The sequence below is a fragment of the Pseudomonas sp. CIP-10 genome, from assembly GCF_020911845.1.
In the GTDB taxonomy this organism is placed as follows: domain Bacteria; phylum Pseudomonadota; class Gammaproteobacteria; order Pseudomonadales; family Pseudomonadaceae; genus Aquipseudomonas; species Aquipseudomonas alloputida.
In genome coordinates, this window is record NZ_CP087161.1 from 362,335 (window position 1) to 376,949 (window position 14,615).

The 14,615-nt window shown below is 55.8% G+C and carries 22 protein-coding genes and 1 pseudogene; all 23 read right to left on the reverse strand.

From position 1 onward, the window contains the following. Nucleotides 1-29: 29 nt before the first annotated feature. On the reverse strand, nt 30-671 hold the full coding sequence (locus LMH93_RS28950; protein ID WP_023383727.1) for a helix-turn-helix domain-containing protein: 642 nt from the start codon (nt 669-671) through the stop codon (nt 30-32). Nucleotides 672-676: 5 nt separating this feature from the next. Further along, a complete protein-coding gene (locus tag LMH93_RS28955; protein ID WP_023383726.1) occupies nt 677-1,471 on the reverse strand; it encodes a hypothetical protein in 795 nt (264 codons plus the stop codon). A gap of 344 nt (nt 1,472-1,815) precedes the next feature. Further along, a complete protein-coding gene (locus LMH93_RS28960) occupies nt 1,816-2,220 on the reverse strand; it encodes a hypothetical protein (RefSeq protein WP_023383725.1) in 405 nt (134 codons plus the stop codon). Between the two features lie 10 nt (nt 2,221-2,230). Continuing rightward, on the reverse strand, nt 2,231-2,728 hold the full coding sequence (locus LMH93_RS28965) for a hypothetical protein (protein WP_054926275.1): 498 nt from the start codon (nt 2,726-2,728) through the stop codon (nt 2,231-2,233). 203 nt (nt 2,729-2,931) lie between these two features. After that, on the reverse strand, nt 2,932-3,564 hold the full coding sequence (locus LMH93_RS28970) for a hypothetical protein (protein ID WP_023383723.1): 633 nt from the start codon (nt 3,562-3,564) through the stop codon (nt 2,932-2,934). Nucleotides 3,565-3,669: 105 nt separating this feature from the next. Further along, nucleotides 3,670-4,290 (reverse strand): hypothetical protein, encoded by a 621-nt coding sequence (locus LMH93_RS28975; protein ID WP_054895178.1) that lies wholly within the window; start codon nt 4,288-4,290, stop codon nt 3,670-3,672. After that, nucleotides 4,291-4,536, reverse strand: coding sequence for a hypothetical protein (locus tag LMH93_RS28980; RefSeq protein WP_135002420.1), 246 nt, complete (start codon nt 4,534-4,536; stop codon nt 4,291-4,293). 141 nt (nt 4,537-4,677) lie between these two features. Continuing rightward, entirely contained in the window at nt 4,678-5,208 is a 531-nt protein-coding gene (locus LMH93_RS28985; protein WP_023383720.1) for a hypothetical protein, read from the reverse strand. A 115-nt stretch (nt 5,209-5,323) separates the two neighbouring features. Next, nucleotides 5,324-6,265 carry a signal peptidase I gene (gene lepB / locus LMH93_RS28990; RefSeq protein WP_023383719.1) on the reverse strand — a complete coding sequence of 314 codons (942 nt, stop codon included), beginning with the start codon at nt 6,263-6,265 and terminating at the stop codon, nt 5,324-5,326. Next, on the reverse strand, nt 6,262-6,522 hold the full coding sequence (locus LMH93_RS28995; protein ID WP_023383718.1) for a hypothetical protein: 261 nt from the start codon (nt 6,520-6,522) through the stop codon (nt 6,262-6,264). The genes lepB and LMH93_RS28995 overlap by 4 nt, the downstream gene beginning before the upstream one ends. 2 nt (nt 6,523-6,524) lie before the next feature. Next, complete coding sequence (locus LMH93_RS29000) at nt 6,525-7,265, reverse strand: hypothetical protein (RefSeq protein ID WP_023383717.1); 741 nt, start codon at nt 7,263-7,265, stop codon at nt 6,525-6,527. 8 nt (nt 7,266-7,273) lie between these two features. Then, a complete protein-coding gene (locus tag LMH93_RS29005) occupies nt 7,274-7,513 on the reverse strand; it encodes a hypothetical protein (protein ID WP_023383716.1) in 240 nt (79 codons plus the stop codon). Between the two features lie 148 nt (nt 7,514-7,661). Beyond that, entirely contained in the window at nt 7,662-7,910 is a 249-nt protein-coding gene (locus LMH93_RS29010) for a hypothetical protein (RefSeq protein ID WP_023383715.1), read from the reverse strand. Between the two features lie 320 nt (nt 7,911-8,230). Then, nucleotides 8,231-8,707: a hypothetical protein gene (locus LMH93_RS29015; protein WP_023383714.1), complete on the reverse strand. Its 477-nt coding sequence runs from the start codon at nt 8,705-8,707 to the stop codon at nt 8,231-8,233. 228 nt (nt 8,708-8,935) lie between these two features. Next, a complete protein-coding gene (locus tag LMH93_RS29020) occupies nt 8,936-9,094 on the reverse strand; it encodes a hypothetical protein (protein WP_023383713.1) in 159 nt (52 codons plus the stop codon). Then, a complete protein-coding gene (locus tag LMH93_RS29025) occupies nt 9,091-9,360 on the reverse strand; it encodes a hypothetical protein (RefSeq protein WP_023383712.1) in 270 nt (89 codons plus the stop codon). Before LMH93_RS29025 ends, LMH93_RS29020 begins: the two co-directional genes overlap by 4 nt. Before the next feature lie 158 nt (nt 9,361-9,518). Further along, entirely contained in the window at nt 9,519-9,842 is a 324-nt protein-coding gene (locus LMH93_RS29030; protein ID WP_041925835.1) for a hypothetical protein, read from the reverse strand. Between the two features lie 102 nt (nt 9,843-9,944). Beyond that, nucleotides 9,945-10,103 carry a hypothetical protein gene (locus LMH93_RS29035; RefSeq protein ID WP_156342200.1) on the reverse strand — a complete coding sequence of 53 codons (159 nt, stop codon included), beginning with the start codon at nt 10,101-10,103 and terminating at the stop codon, nt 9,945-9,947. Nucleotides 10,104-10,254: 151 nt separating this feature from the next. Then, the gene (locus LMH93_RS29040; RefSeq protein WP_054895177.1) at nt 10,255-11,730 is read right to left on the reverse strand and encodes a DNA cytosine methyltransferase; all 1,476 of its coding nucleotides are present in this window, start codon (nt 11,728-11,730) and stop codon (nt 10,255-10,257) included. A gap of 166 nt (nt 11,731-11,896) precedes the next feature. Further along, nucleotides 11,897-12,817 (reverse strand): recombination-associated protein RdgC, encoded by a 921-nt coding sequence (gene rdgC / locus LMH93_RS29045; RefSeq protein ID WP_023383708.1) that lies wholly within the window; start codon nt 12,815-12,817, stop codon nt 11,897-11,899. Between the two features lie 111 nt (nt 12,818-12,928). After that, nucleotides 12,929-13,717, reverse strand: a complete 789-nt coding sequence (locus LMH93_RS29050; RefSeq protein WP_054895176.1) for a hypothetical protein — start codon at nt 13,715-13,717, stop codon at nt 12,929-12,931. A 183-nt stretch (nt 13,718-13,900) separates the two neighbouring features. Continuing rightward, nucleotides 13,901-14,050: pseudogene (locus LMH93_RS30040) on the reverse strand (Arc family DNA-binding protein); the annotation flags it as partial. A 50-nt stretch (nt 14,051-14,100) separates the two neighbouring features. Then, entirely contained in the window at nt 14,101-14,505 is a 405-nt protein-coding gene (locus tag LMH93_RS29060) for a TraR/DksA family transcriptional regulator (protein WP_023383705.1), read from the reverse strand. Between the last annotated feature and the right edge of the window lie 110 nt (nt 14,506-14,615).

Genomic DNA, 14,615 nt, shown 5'->3' on the forward strand with positions numbered 1-14,615 from the left:
CTCCGTCAATTGTTGAAGTGCTACCAACCTCAATACTGCTTGCCACTGACACGGCCCTCATCGATCGCCTGCATGTACACCTGGACCCAACCTGGAATCCGCCGCTGCCCTCTTTCCCAATAGCCTACTGCGGCGTACGCCCATCCCAGTGCATCGGCCAGTTGTGTTTGTGTCCACCCTAGAACCTCGGCCCTGATGCGCCTGATGTCTGCACCGGCCAGGCTCGGTGCGTCGCCGACCAGCTCACCTTGCACTGCAGCTTGGAAGAGCGATCGAGCTGCAGCCGGTATATGGCCCCCTTTCTCCCATTTCGATACCAGCCCGGGTGACACGGACAGCATCGAGGCTATAGCTGCCTGAGTCAGGCCTGCTGCATGGCGCTGGAGGGCAAGATCAGTGTGCACGGTTTGGGTGAACTGGATCTGGTGCTCAGTGGCCATGTCGTCGCGATAGCATTGCGCTGCTCGCTTTGCGCGGGAACGGCCGTGGTAGGCCAAGTCGCGAAAATGGCGATCGGCGACAAACTTCCCATCCTTCATCAGTCGAACGCGCCAGCCGGCATCAGAAGGCTTCGATGGGCGGTTGTCCCGGGTAATGCCCTGCATGCTGGAGTCAGCGATGCGCCTGACAGCCGATACTTCGATGCCAGGTGCGGACGTGGAGGTATCCATAAGCCTCAATCATCCAGGGAGTCGTTCTGATCTGACTCTTGGGCATCATCATCACCCAGGAACAGCCCATTGCTGGAGAGCAGACCACCACCCAGAACGAGAGCTGACGTAACCGCCAGTGCCGGCACCCCATCCGACTCCCCTGCGTCAGCATTGGCGCCCTTCGGCCGCGGCTTCACCGGAATCGGGATACTCGCTGCCGCAGTTGCCGTAGGAGCTTGAAGTGTCAGGGGGGCATCAGGACGCTTTTGAGGTACCGGCTTTGGTAGAGGATTGCCCCGATCTGGCATGAGTAGTGGCACATCATCGTCCAGATTTATCGTGACCTCACTGGCCTGCGCTTTCTCCAGGCTTTTGAAAAACTCATCAGACCGCGCCATCAATTTGCGGAACTGCTTGTCGGTCATGAGTTCCCGCCGGCGCAGCCCACCCATGTTCCGGATGGTGTCTGTAGTGATGGCGTACAGGGCATCTTGAAGCTCAGTGCGCACCTGGTGCGTCATGTATTCACACTTCAAGGACAGTACTTGTTCCGCTCGGCCAACCTGGGTCTCCAGTTTCTCAAGCGCCTGAAGCTGGCGCTGGATCCGCAGTTCTGCCACTTGTGCCGTGGTTCTGGACCGGTTGAACCAGTACCAAGCACCGAGGAGGAAAAGGGCCCCCGCGGATGCAGCCAGGTACGTAGGCAGTTCGCTCGAAGGAGGGTCTGGCACAAGATTTAAACTGAACGAGTCGGCTGAGACCAGGGACAGTGAGAGCACCCCTGACAGAGACAAAAGCAATGGTCGTTTCGCAGTCATATCGGGCTCCAACGCTGACAGCATCAATAGGCATATTTGATACATAACGCGTACGCGTACACGCATAGTATCGCCTTGGATTTAATTGTCACGCTGAAAGAATGAGCTGCCAGGGTTTCCCCTACGGATGACCTATTTTCGGGGTGCAGCTGGAGTACTGCTGATACGGCCGGCAGTGGAAGCGCATGGGCACCCAGGCTCTTGCAAGGATGGTCAACAGCTGTGGCCGATGGGTAGGAGTGAACTTTTCTGTGAAACGCCGCCCCGCTTCACAAAAAAAATGACCAGGCGCCGATCAAAACGGGGCCTGGTATGTCATCTATTTTGTGAACCTACACCTGGCATTACATCTGATCGAGCTTGAATGAACTGGCGCCAGCCACGAGGTCACTTCCTAGGTTGCCGAGGATCGTATCCTGAGAAACGGCTACACCGTGGCCCCTGACGCCGCCTGTGCTAACCCAGTAGACCTTGCCTGTGCCAGCCTCCACCACGCGCTTGTGGAGCTGCACCGAATAGCTGAAAAGCCGCTCACCTGGTTGATAGTCGGCCGTTTCCAGGTAGGCGTAAAGCTTGTAGCCGCCATCCAACTTCACAATCTGCTCTGGCAAGTGGGATGAAATCGTCTCCTTGACCAGGTCCTGAGGGATTTCATTGGCATTGGAAGAAAGCACAAGCTCGACAGCAGAGGCACTGCAAGCGCCGAATGCCGCGATGGCGAAGATGGCCAGTTTTGTCAGTCTGATCATGGGGGCTTACTCAAACAGGGTCGTTTTGGGTTGATGCGTGAGTGGCGCAATCTGCTGGAGAGATGACCTCCCCGCGTAGGTGCAACATCATCGCGTAGATAGCGACATCGAGCGGGTCTCCTTTCTCGACGTGCTCGCGCAGTTCTCTCGATAGGAAATCAGCAGGGCATGTATCGCCTTCATTCCAGCCAGCACGGCCTTTCGCCCGGCTCCTGGCCATCTTCACCTTCATGCTGAGCGCGATGGCGTCGACGGCCGCATCATCGAGCTCTGTCTCACTGAGCTGGTAGGGGGCGTTGTAAATACGAACAACAACGGCCGATCGATCAGGCACCAGTACCCGGACTTGCACCTCACCGACCTCTTCCAAGGCCGCGTGCACGCCACCGGGGTTCTCCCGATGAGCTACCCGGAGCGCATCCAGCCAGATCTGTTCTGTTGCCATGTCGCTGCCGGCTGCGCCTGCAGGCGCAGAGGCCTGGTTCTTCGCGTTGGCCAGAAACAACACGGTATTGCATGCAGGGCAAGGGGTCATCTCGTTATGGCCAATAATGGCCCCCTGGCTCGCCAGGAAGCCATATCCAGCGCATTGAACCGCCCCCCTTACTACCGCGCAGCAAGGGGTGTCGGATGGAGCTGGCCCTGGAAACGCTCCTGAGTCTTGGTGCGCTATTGAGTTCTCTACTTGCACGAATTCACCTGAGGCACCGATCAGAGGAACACCGAAGTGCTGTCCGCTGGGGGTTGTGCTTGGAATGGTTGGACTGCCGGCGATTCACCCGTCGACACTGGAGTCGATGACAGAAGCGCAGACGCTTCCTGCCGGGCTTGGTGGATGACTGCGGGATTGATTGCCTTCCAGTAGCAATAGGCTGATCGGGAGTTCTCGTGCATGGAAAGGTCACGCTTGCGCATCAAATGCTCGATCTCCGAAACCACCCAGTGGCCAGCGCCAAATGCGTGCTCCTTGCCACCGATCCAGTACTGAGCATCAGTGATCTTGAAGAGCATCTCGAAGACGGCCAGCGCCGCAACCGCCACTGGATCAGTCCTGCCCTTCAGGTGAGCCATGATCGGACCGAGAGAGCGTATATGGCCCAGGCGGAGCGAATTGGCCCAGGAAACTGCACGAGTGTGGCCCACCAGCTGGGGCAAGCTGATCTGATAGAAGCCCTTTGCTTGGGGCTTCACCAGGTCGCGGATATGGGCGCTACAATCCCCGCAGAGAGTGCTATTGGCGTAGAGGCGATCCTGCCGGCGCCCGCCCATCCCCGGAGAGGAAAAGCTGAACAGATCAACATGCCCACAAAGGCACTTGGTTGGAGCAGTAATGTGAGCCGCCATAGACACCTCCAGAAAATGCACCGGCGACAACCGCCAGAATCTTTCCGAAGCATAACACGTATGTATAATATTGGCGTTAGCGAATGCTGTGAAAATTCCCCTTTCCTAGGCCGCCGGCAGCAGCGATAGGATCAGGGGACCAAGCTCCTTGGACGTGTAGGCACCAGAGATAGCCATCTTGACACGAAACGGGATGGGTCTACGCCCTGTGCGGATCTGAATGAAATCCTCCAGGGACAGGCCGATACGGGACGCTTGCTCACTGTCACTCAGCCCCGAGATCGCTGCCAAACCATCGAAGAAGGCACTGACCAGGTCTGGTGATCCGCCGGCGTCCAGGCGATCGAAGAAACCATACACCAATGTCTCGCGGACCACCTGTGACTGTTGATTGGCCGCCTCCACTGCCTCTCGAATTGGCTCTGGCAATGCTGCGAGCAGAGTCGACAAGGTCACCTCCACACCCATCGCGCCCAGCGTGCGTATGCGCGCTGGAGGCGGCAAGGGGCGCATGTGCACTCGGCATTGGCGGATCATGGAGATGCTGATGCCAATTTCTTTGCTAAGCCGGGTATCCGCCCAGCCCTGCTCGTCGCGGAACTGGTCCATCAGCTGGGCCCAGGCAACATTGCTCAAACCGCTATCCGCCGATTCGAAAAAGAGATTGCGAGAGCTCATATTGGCTGACGCTTCGGGACTGCTGCCCCCTTCATGAAGGTCGAACATCTATTTGCTTCCGTTAGCATCTGCAGCAGCCTGGTCATCCAGCTCCACAGGAGCGGCCACGTAGGCGCGAATGATGAGGAGCAGCGCTCCACCGACAAGGCAAAGGAATACTCCCTTGAAAATCAGCTTGGGGGAGATCTCCACCAGGCCGGCGCCAACAGCCATGGTAGCCAGCAGGCCCATGACTACGACGACAAGAGCAACCACGACGCGAATGATCAGAGAGTGTGAGGAACGGCTATCCATGACTAGAGCCCTATCGATACGTAACGTGTACTGATAATACTGGATGAGCATAGATCAGCACAACGCCACGTGCGACCCCATGGAACCCATACTTCCGAGCGCAAAAAAAACCCGGGCACTTGGCCCGGGCATACAGCTGGTTTACAAACTGGCCATCCCATGCGGGATGATTGGCGAGGTAACGGTATGCAGTCCGAAACCGTTGCCCTCGATGCTTACCGAAGCAGTCTTGATGCGTATAGCACCCAGAATACCGACATCGGAATTGGAGACGATACGCTCCTGGCCAGTCTGCGTGACCGAAACAGGTTCGAAATCGGCGCCCATGTCATTGGCCAGCAACTGATTGATGCGTTTAGCCATTTCGGATGCAGCCTCGTCGGCAAGACCTTCTGCCGAAGCGGAGTCAAAGCAGATACCGATCACCTCTGCATCCGCACCAGACTCCTCGTCGTCCTGGGACAACACGACGTGGGCCGTGGCCTTCAGTTCACTGGAGCTCACCACCTCGGCGATGACTGTCGATCGATACGCTTGCTCAAGCTCAGCGAGCTCAGCGTCACGTACCGTTCCTGCAGGGTACGATCCCACCTGGTGCAGCAGGTGACCGCGGGAATCGACTGCAGCTGCTGCGAGTTGGGCGTATTTGATTGCTGTGTTATGGAAGTTCATGCGTTTCTCTCCTGAAAGGTGGGTGCAAGGCCTTGCGTTGCCTTACAAGCAGGTAATGAGAAACACGGCGTTGTATTCTTGCGTCGGTCCATGACAGGCGCTCCTTGGTTGCGAATCAGCGAGTTACTCGGCTTATATCCAATTTGCCGCTAGTGAAATCAAGATCAAAAATGGCACGACCTATGATTTCCTTATCCGTGACAAACCCCCAGTAACGGCTGTCCAGGCTATTGGGTCGATTGTCACCCAGTACGAAATAAGAATCGGCAGGAACAGTACATGCCAAGCCTGACAGATTTCTCTCACAACCGGGAATAGCAGGAAAATCAGTACTTACACCAAAGTCACTGATACCAGGGTCTTTGATCGTGCCGATTTGTAAGTCGTGAATATTCTCCAGCGCATAATCGACCTGCTTGAGCTTCCCGCTAGCTTCATCTTCGTAAGCATATGGCTTCTCGCCCACATGTACCGCCGGTACATTATTAATGGCCAATACACCGCCTTGATAAGTGATGTGGTCACCTGGCACTCCCACCACACGCTTGATGTAAGGCTTAGACGGATCGAGTGGGAATCGGAAAACCAGAACATCGCCAAATTTCGGGGGTCGACCTTGCGTGATTGGCTTCGGAACGAATGGCAATCTCATCCCGTAGGTGAACTTATCGACTACAACGACACTCCCCACCCCAAGCGTGGGGCGCATCGATGACGACGGAACAAGGTATGGTTCGGCGACAAAGGATCGGAATAGGAGCAGGAAAACGGCAACAGGCGTCAACTCCACCAGAAAGGCCACCACGCCTTGCGTGTAGTGATGCCGGCCCCTAGCTCCCCGATACCGTTCATAGACCCAGAACGGCAGGCCAAGGACTGCTGCAGTCGCGAGCAATGTCGCCATGTCCAAAAATGTGCAAAGCAAAATGTAGGGGCCGAGCACCGCGGCGGCGCACCCTAGGGAGTAAATCCAGGCTGGCCCGTGGGCCTGATACTTTTTGCGACAGAGCGCCGGAGCAGCTACGGTCAAGCCAACTCCGATCAAAAACAGGCTCATAAGTATTTGCCCATCTTTTTATGGTAACGATAGATAGCCAAGCGGCTTATGAACAGAGCAAAAAAGATACCGCCCACTGCCCAGCCAACCACCTTGACCCAGAAGCCGTAGCTGTAGGCAGGGGTGACTTTGAACTTCTCCAGGAGGAATTCAATTAAGGATCCAACCGTCCACAAGAGCGCTGCAACCACCCATCCGTTCATGAGGAGTTGGATATTGTACTTCACGCCTTTAGGCTGCTTCTGTGTAGCGAGCATGTTTACTCCGCGGCTATGAACGACCACCCTGCCCGGCTTAGCGCGCATTTGTATCCGCTCAGCGGCTTGATCAACAGAGTTGACTCAAGTGACGCAGCGATACAATCAAAGTGATAGCTGTAATATGAAGAGAGCTTTTCCACGTCCGCACTAAGGGCTCGCCAGTATGGCTCGTAATGCCGGCTGCCTAGAACGGGTGCAGTATTTTCGTATTGGAGAGGAAACGGCTGCAGGGTAAGAAGCGCCAACCGGCATTTCGAACGAAGCCAGGTACATGAAACTTCGACGATAGACTGACTCAGCTCTGACGACCTGAATTTATCGCGAACTTCCAGCCGGGTTATAACAAAGACGCTGCCAGCTTCCAGCACAGCGCCGAAGTCCTGATGGCAGGTCCTGACCAGCTCGTGAACCAGCGCCTGGACGGCCTCGCTGACCAGATCGCAAGCATCAGCCAAGGAGTATCGCTTCCCCTCTCCACTGGACAACAAAACCCCGTCCAGGATAGCGACCGGAACAGCCTCTGACTTCAATAGGAGCCAGGCTGTAACCAGTCGCACTTCACACACCGCAGAGCCATCAAATACATCCCCTGAAAGGCTCAGCTCCACGGTATAGCCACCTGCGAGCTCCACGCGCTCAACCACCCCGCGATGCATCGGAATCTCGCTGTAGAAGCCGGTATCGATCAGGCTTCGCACATACGGACGGCACCGAGTGATTTGCGTCAGGCTGGCAGACATGGTGCAGCTCAGCGCAGACCGGCGCCAGCACGAGCCTGCTCAGCTTTGGCTTTTTTACGATCGGCCATTTTCATCAGCTGTACGAAGAGCACTGCCATCACCAGGACCGCGATCAGCACGAAAGCGAGTGTGGGGGTGATGTGGCCAATCTTTGCCCACACAAACACGAAAGCCGCGAGTGCTAAGGCTGCCGGCACTTGGCCAACAATGTTCAACGTCCGCATGGCCCAGAATTGGATTTGCTGCATCTCAAGCTCCTAGATTTGATTTATAACACGTACGCATAATACTGGATGAATCAAAATACTTCTAGCCATTCGATGTCATGATGCCGCCACAAAAAAGGCCTCAGTTCACAGATATGAACCGAGGCCTTGGCCATCGACCAGGACAGGCTTACAGCGGGATGAAGATCGAGTAGAAACACACGGCCAGTGCGGCTGCGCAGAGGGCCGAGCACAGCCAGATCAGGATATTGACATCGCGCAGCGAACGGTCAGCAAAGCCCTGAATGGCCTGGACCTGCTCAGGGCCAGAGGCGTTTTTCACAGTGAAAAGAGCTTTGCGGCGGTTGATAGCGATCGAAATGATTACGGCCAGCACCACAACGGCGATACGAGCGAGCATGTCGGTAGTGATTGTCATAGCGGTTCCTCAGGTTGGGTTGGATACAGAACAGGTAGTACGATTTGACTGGCGAGAGGTGGCATCACGGCCGCCCCCCTTGTTGAGACATGGTTTTGATGGCTGCTAATACTGGGTCCCTGGGGCCGGTATCCTCGCCCTCGCAATGGGTCCGGTGCTCACCTGGCTTGATCAGGCAGTACCGCCCCACCGGCTTAGCTGCTGCTACCTCGAAGCCACGCTGGGCCCAAGGTTTGAACAGGATCAGGCCGACAGCAGCAACAGCGCAGACAGTGGCAACGGCAGCTATAGCGATGCGCAGAGAGAAGAATCGCCCTCGACTATTCACCGACAGTAAGCTCCACCCCGGTCGACAGGCTGATCATCTGAACTGCAAGGTCTGGGTTTATCAGCCCTTTGGAGGCGAGCCCCCTGATCTGGCCGGAGAAGAACTGCACGAAGAATCGTTGCGAGGCGTGCACGCTTTGCTCAGCAGCACCGTGCTCCTTCACCTGGTCACGGCGCTCGATGGCAGCGGCGGCTGAGGTAGCGATAGCGTTGGCCAAGTCCGCAGCTCCGGCCTCACCTCGGGACGGCAGCCTCGTCACGTCAAGCTGCGCAAGGACATCATGCGGGAGATGCAAGCTCGAAAAACCCTCACCGTACCACCCGTCATACACCGACACCCCGTGCTCGTCGGTGGCCAGCACAGTGAAAAAACGAGAGAGCTGGTGGTGCTGATCGTCACCAACAGCAAGCTTGGGTGGGTTGGCCACCTCGTAGCCGGCGCCGACCTCGAATTCGAGTGTGTTGGCCAAATTGAACGCTCCTATCGGTTCCAAGAAATTACCAGGTACAAGAATACATAACGCGTACGCATACGGCTATAGAGTCGGTGCAAATCTGCCAGCCTCTTGCCGCTCATTGCCCGCAAGCAGCGCCTGGGAGGACACGGCGGCACCGAAAATCAGAACCAAAAAAAAGACCCACCATCTAGGATGGTGGGTCGGATTTAGCGTTACTTTATAGGTAGCTCTGCTGAGCGTTTATTTGGATTGCAGCGGCTTGCTGTTTTGGTCTGCACCGTACTTCACGCGCCTGAACTCATCTTTGATGGCAGCTACAGCCCCCATCAATGGCGCGAAGAAGATTCGTGGTGCCTGCCTTGCAGCGTTAGCGAACTCAGACCCAAATGATTGATTCATTCAGCAAACTCCTTGATTGCCCGGGCTGCCCCAATGCAAATAAAGACGAAGAAAAGACCAGCATCTACAAGCACAATGGCATGTTCGAGAAGCCCGAGAATTAGCAAGGTGAAATCGCTTATCCCAAACTTAGCCAAGTATTGGACCAAATGGTTGAGCAAGACTGCTGGCACCATGATGATCAAGAAGATGATAGTACCGACGAAGCCATGGGCTCCGAAGTGAGCGATCGGGCTCCACCAAGGTTTTTTGTGCGTTTTGGACATCTGTTACTCCTGAAAGGACCTGGGGCGGTCGTTGAGAAATCCCATAGGCCTTCTTGCGGTAGACCTAGCCCCTGGAGATGCGTAACGCGGGTCTGTAATCGGCAGGCACAAAAAAGCCAGGCATAGCCTGGCTGGGTTGATGGGTGGACACATCTCGATCAGCTCTGCCGGGCCTGCCGCAGCCGACCTGGTGTGAATTTGCCTGAGAACGAGAAGCCGAGATCCCTAACTCTCTCACGGACCTTCAGCTTGTTGGATTTGTCACCCCGCTCCTTGTGGAGCTCGACATGCTCTGCCTCCACCTGGAGTAAGAATTCGACGTCCTTCTGACACAGCTCCAAGGACTGCTCCAGTTTTTTTCGGTCCGAAAATTTCTTTCCGATCAGAGCGGCCGAGGCAGCAGCCAGGACAGTACTGGTGACAGCTGCAAATGCATTTATCAAAGCGGATTGAACTGCAGGATCGTTGATTGCGAGAAGCATGATGGCCCCCTGAAAGTTAACTTGCTCCAAGGGGATGCTTCACAGAAACCAGTAAACCACAGGCACAAAAAACCCGCTCGATCGGCGGGTTCTTTGTGAAGGTCAGTGCTTGGGGGTGGTCTTGGTTGAGCGGTCGCCTCCGCCGGCCTTGGCCATTTCAGCCTTGATGGCTTTATAAGCACCCACCAGAGGCGCAAAATAGATGCGCGGAGCCTGTTTTGCAGCACTCAGAAATTCAGAAGTAAAAGTCATCGATTTCATGTTCGCCCCCTCTCTGGGAAAACTAGTGACTAATGTATAGCAAATTAGGTTGACGGCATCAAGCGCCTGAAACAATTTCATCGAGCAAAGAAAAACCCGATTCGCCTAAGCGAACCGGGTTTGAGTAGCGTTTAAGGCGGCACCTCACCAATCAGATCAGTAAAGCCAGTGATCCAGTTTGGAATTTCTCGGGTTCCGCGCAAACCGCCTCGTCCATGCTGGCTTGAGCTGATCGCGACGGAAAGTTAACCACGTTATTGCGGGATGACATGAGTGCCCGCCCTATTTCCTCACCCACTGAAACAAACTTAGGAAAGCAGACGCTCTGACCACATATTTCATGACCAATCGTTTCAGAAACCCCATCGGTTAACCCTGCAGGAATGCCTTTGAGCCTTTCATGTTCCGCTTTAGTAAAGAGCCTGCTGAGTCCTGGATTTTCGGGATGCAATATGAAGGGTTCGGTACTTCTGCCCTTCTTGTAGCCCGTCCCAAGCGTGCCACAACCAGATTCATTTCCTGTTAGTAATTGCCTCGCGAAACCCTTGCCTTCAGCCTTGTCTCTTTTCTCCTTAGTTGCCAAGTATTCATAGGATTTCCAAGATTCGTCGTCGAGAGGAATGTCATCAAGTATTGCATTGATGCATGTCTCTCTCACCTTGTTCACCTTCAGATTTTCAAACGAGAAAGAGTCCCCAATACCGGGAGTTATTGCCACAACGACCAAGCGTTTCCGGTGCTCCAGCGTCCCGTAGTCCCATCCATCAAGGACTGCTTCATGAACTCTGTATCCGAGGTAGATAAACACACTTCGGATAGCCGCCATGGAAGCTGTATTTGCGTACTCCCCAACATTTTCAATCAGCGCAATACAAGGGTTGACATGACGGAGCCAGTTGAGATAGTCCACGAAAAGCGCGCCTGCGTCAGCATGCTCCTCTGCAAAAGTCAGTTTATTTTTAACCTTACCGCTCTTTGACGCTGCTATACAGGGAATCCCTCCAAGCAAAACCTCACATTGCGGCGTATTTTCACTTAGATACACATCCCGAACATCAGAGTTGATCGCAATTGAATCCTCTGTCCAAATTTCAGTGTTATTCCGCATTGAGCAGTCGAGATACTCGCTTTCTAGCTCAACACCGACTTGTAAGAACGAGCCTACACCCGACCGCATTAAGCCAGAGTGCACTGCGGCATCTAAGATCCCACCGCCATGAAAAAGACTACATACAGCGAGCTTCTGGCCACGGTCCAACTTTTCTTTCATGCGCTTGAGGCGCTCGCGGATCTTGGTTTGAATCTGCAAAGCAGTGATCACAATCCGGCCACGACGAATCGCAACGCGGACCTTATGATCATCTTCAAAGACTTCACGAATTTGCTCTGAACGCAGGTCGATTACTGGATGAACAACCCCATTGCGCTCACGTTTTGATACGCTGATGCACTTTCCGGCGAAGCCGAATTGAACCTCAATTAGCTCTAGACGTCGGGCAACCTTGTCAGACTTAATCGAGTATTTATTGCCAATCTGAACACCCGCTGTCAGCAGGTGACGGCCCTCCATGAAGACACGTGAAACGCCTTTCGATTCGCCAATTGTTGCGTTGATGATGGTGGTCATTGTGCTGCTCCAAGTAGTCGACACAGCTCCCCTGACGGGGACTGAGCCCGATCGGGGAAATGACAAACTGGTTGTCCGTACACACCTGGAATGCGGAACAAGGCTCCATACTTTTTCGAGCAATAAAAAGCCCCCGCCACGGCGGAGGCTTGATGTCCTGCTTGATTCAGATGGACGCCGGCACTTCCTCCCCACCCAGCGCGTCGTACAGAGCCGGGAGGAATTCGGCGAATGTCATCATCATCAACACGAACGTGGCGTCAGCCTCAGCCAGGGCATCCTCTCCCCCTTCCTGGGCAGCCTGCTCTTGAAGCAGCTCTTCGAACTTCAAGCGCCTGATCACAAGCTTGTCGTCCAGGACGAAAGACAATTTGTCCTGCCAGGCCAGCGACAGCTTGGTCGCGACCTTGCCAGTGGCCAGGTGATTTTTGATTTCGTCGCTGGTGAGATCCTGCCGTTTACAGCGAACTGATCCCCCATCTTCATGTGTGTCTTGCAGTTCACATTCGTCCAGGACGTGGAAGCCTTCGCTCGCCTGGCCGGTCTTAAGCCAGTCAGTGAGGGTCGCGCTCGGGGCAATCTTCACAGTCACCGGGCGCACCGGCAGGGACCCCATTACTTCACGGAGCGTGGAGAGCAGATCCTCTGCACGTTTGGCGCTCGCATTGTTGACGATGATCAGCCCGAGCTTGGGCGCGATGGCCGCTGTGATCACACCCCGACGGATAAACGCCTTCGGCAGCATGGCCTGGATCGTATCGTCCTTGATCTGGTCACGCTCTTTCTTGTAGACCTTGCGCTGCTGGGCGCTCTCGATCTCCTCGACCTTCTCCTTCACAGCATCATTGACCACGCTTGCCGGCAGGATGCGCTCTTCCTTCCGAGCACTGATCAGGAAGAAATTCCCGCTCTGGTGAACGAGTGGAGCATCCTCCCCCTTGCCCAGCGGCGCGATGAAGCCATAGGTGACCAGCTCTTGCGAACCGCACGGCCGTGCCGGCTTCGACGCCAGGGCGGCTTGGAGCGTATCCGCGGCGAATTCAATATCTTGGGTCAGACGGTAAACGGTCAGATTCTTAAACCACATGGTCATGCCTTGTTAGGTGATGTCGGTGATGACAGCGCCCCTATGAGCGCAGTCTTGAGTAATTGAGGTTGAAGCAGCTGAGCGATATCTGCCGGGAAGGTGGGCTGTCGATCAGCCGGCAGCCGCGTAGCGGAGGCAATCGATCTCTTGAGCTGGGTTAGGCCGGTCGAGCCCTGCCCACCATCCTCCCCACTCCTCACAACTGATCGGTCGCGATGTACCAGGTGCCCCTTCTACGCAGAACTTGCCTAAGTCCGACGACCAGGTGACCACCAACAAGGAGGCATCGATGCCCTCCTTCCCGCTCCAGTTCCAAAAATGGCCGGCACTTTCGGGTACCGCCTGTGACCAGATGCGCGGCGTACTGCCCTCAGTAGCCCGCTGGCGCTCAGTAGGCGCATTTTCAAAACGGTTGGATGGTGAGCTGCCGAAAGTCGCGAGAGGGCCTTCAATGGCCGCCTGCTGCAGCCAGGGCATCGGAGAGTTCATGTACGCGATGTAGTTGGCAAAGAGATTCGCGGTGTCACGCACCCCTACCGCGGTCGCGTACTTCAAGAGTTGGGCCGCCTGCGCTGGTTGTGGCGCTGCGAGCAGCTTTCGCAAAAACACCGCTTCTGCCGCTGAGAACTGATGGCTGCCGGCATGGCCGCTGGCTCCTGGTGGAACACTGAGCCCCGCGGCATGCGTCTCGATCATGGCCCGGTCGACCTCAGCATCGAGCGATTCGCCGCTCAGCAGCGCGTCTATGCCGATACGTACCATTGGGGTATTGGCTTTCCCGGTTCGGAGGGCAGGGCCACGCAAGTAGAAATAGCGCTGGGCGGCCTTCAAGAGCAACGCCGCAATGTCGGCAGTGCCGGCGCCAGTTGCGCCAGGAGCTACATCAAGCAGGTTCCCCATGGCGGTCGTCCTTCACTGCGCGCTGGCGATCGACAGTCGCGGCAGCTGCTGCAGACCTGCCTTCGGTGTTTCGTTGCCCTGAGCTGCCTTGATCTGCGCCAGCTCTTGCTCCAGCTCCTCGCAACGCCGAGTTACCTGCGCCAGCGTGCGCACCGTCAGGTCGCCATGCTCATCCTGCTCGATGCTCAAGTCCAGGCGGGCAATGATTTCCGAGTTCATGCTGCGGTGATTGTCTCTCGCGATTTCAGCGATCTTCTCTCGCATGCCGTCAGGCAGGCGCACCACGAACTTATCTGCTGTGCGGGATGTATTGCGGGGCTGGGACTTTGGCATGGGGAATAACCTCAATATGGCGAGCTGGCGATGTCTCAGGTGAAAAGTGATTACGCTGCGCGAAGGTGCCGGGATTTGTTTTCGCGGCTCTCCTTGGCCTCGACAGTCAAGAGAGAGCGCGGTGAGGAGAGTAAGCGACGGAGGCCGATCGGCTCGCCGGTGTCTTCGCACCAGCCGTAGCTACCGTCTGCAATGGCAGACATCGCCTGTTTGATATCGCGCAGACTTTGGTTCTCGCGTTCGATGCTGCCCAGGATGGACTGGCGCTCTTGCTCGATCAGTGCTGCGTCGACTTCATCAGGAGCTTTTTCCAAGCCCGTCAGGTCGATGCGCAGCTGCTCGATCCGCCCCGTGGCGGTAGCGCTTTCGCTCACCAGCAGGTTTTTGAAGAACGCTACTTGCTCAGGGTTCATGTACTGGTCGTCGGGCTGTTGCAACAGTTCCTGAGGGGTCATCGATTGGGCCTCGTGATTGGTTGGGTCAATGTGCCTGGCGCCAGCGTCTCGACGATCGATACGGCAGGTTGATGGCACCATGCTGTCATTTTCACACGCACCGATATTAA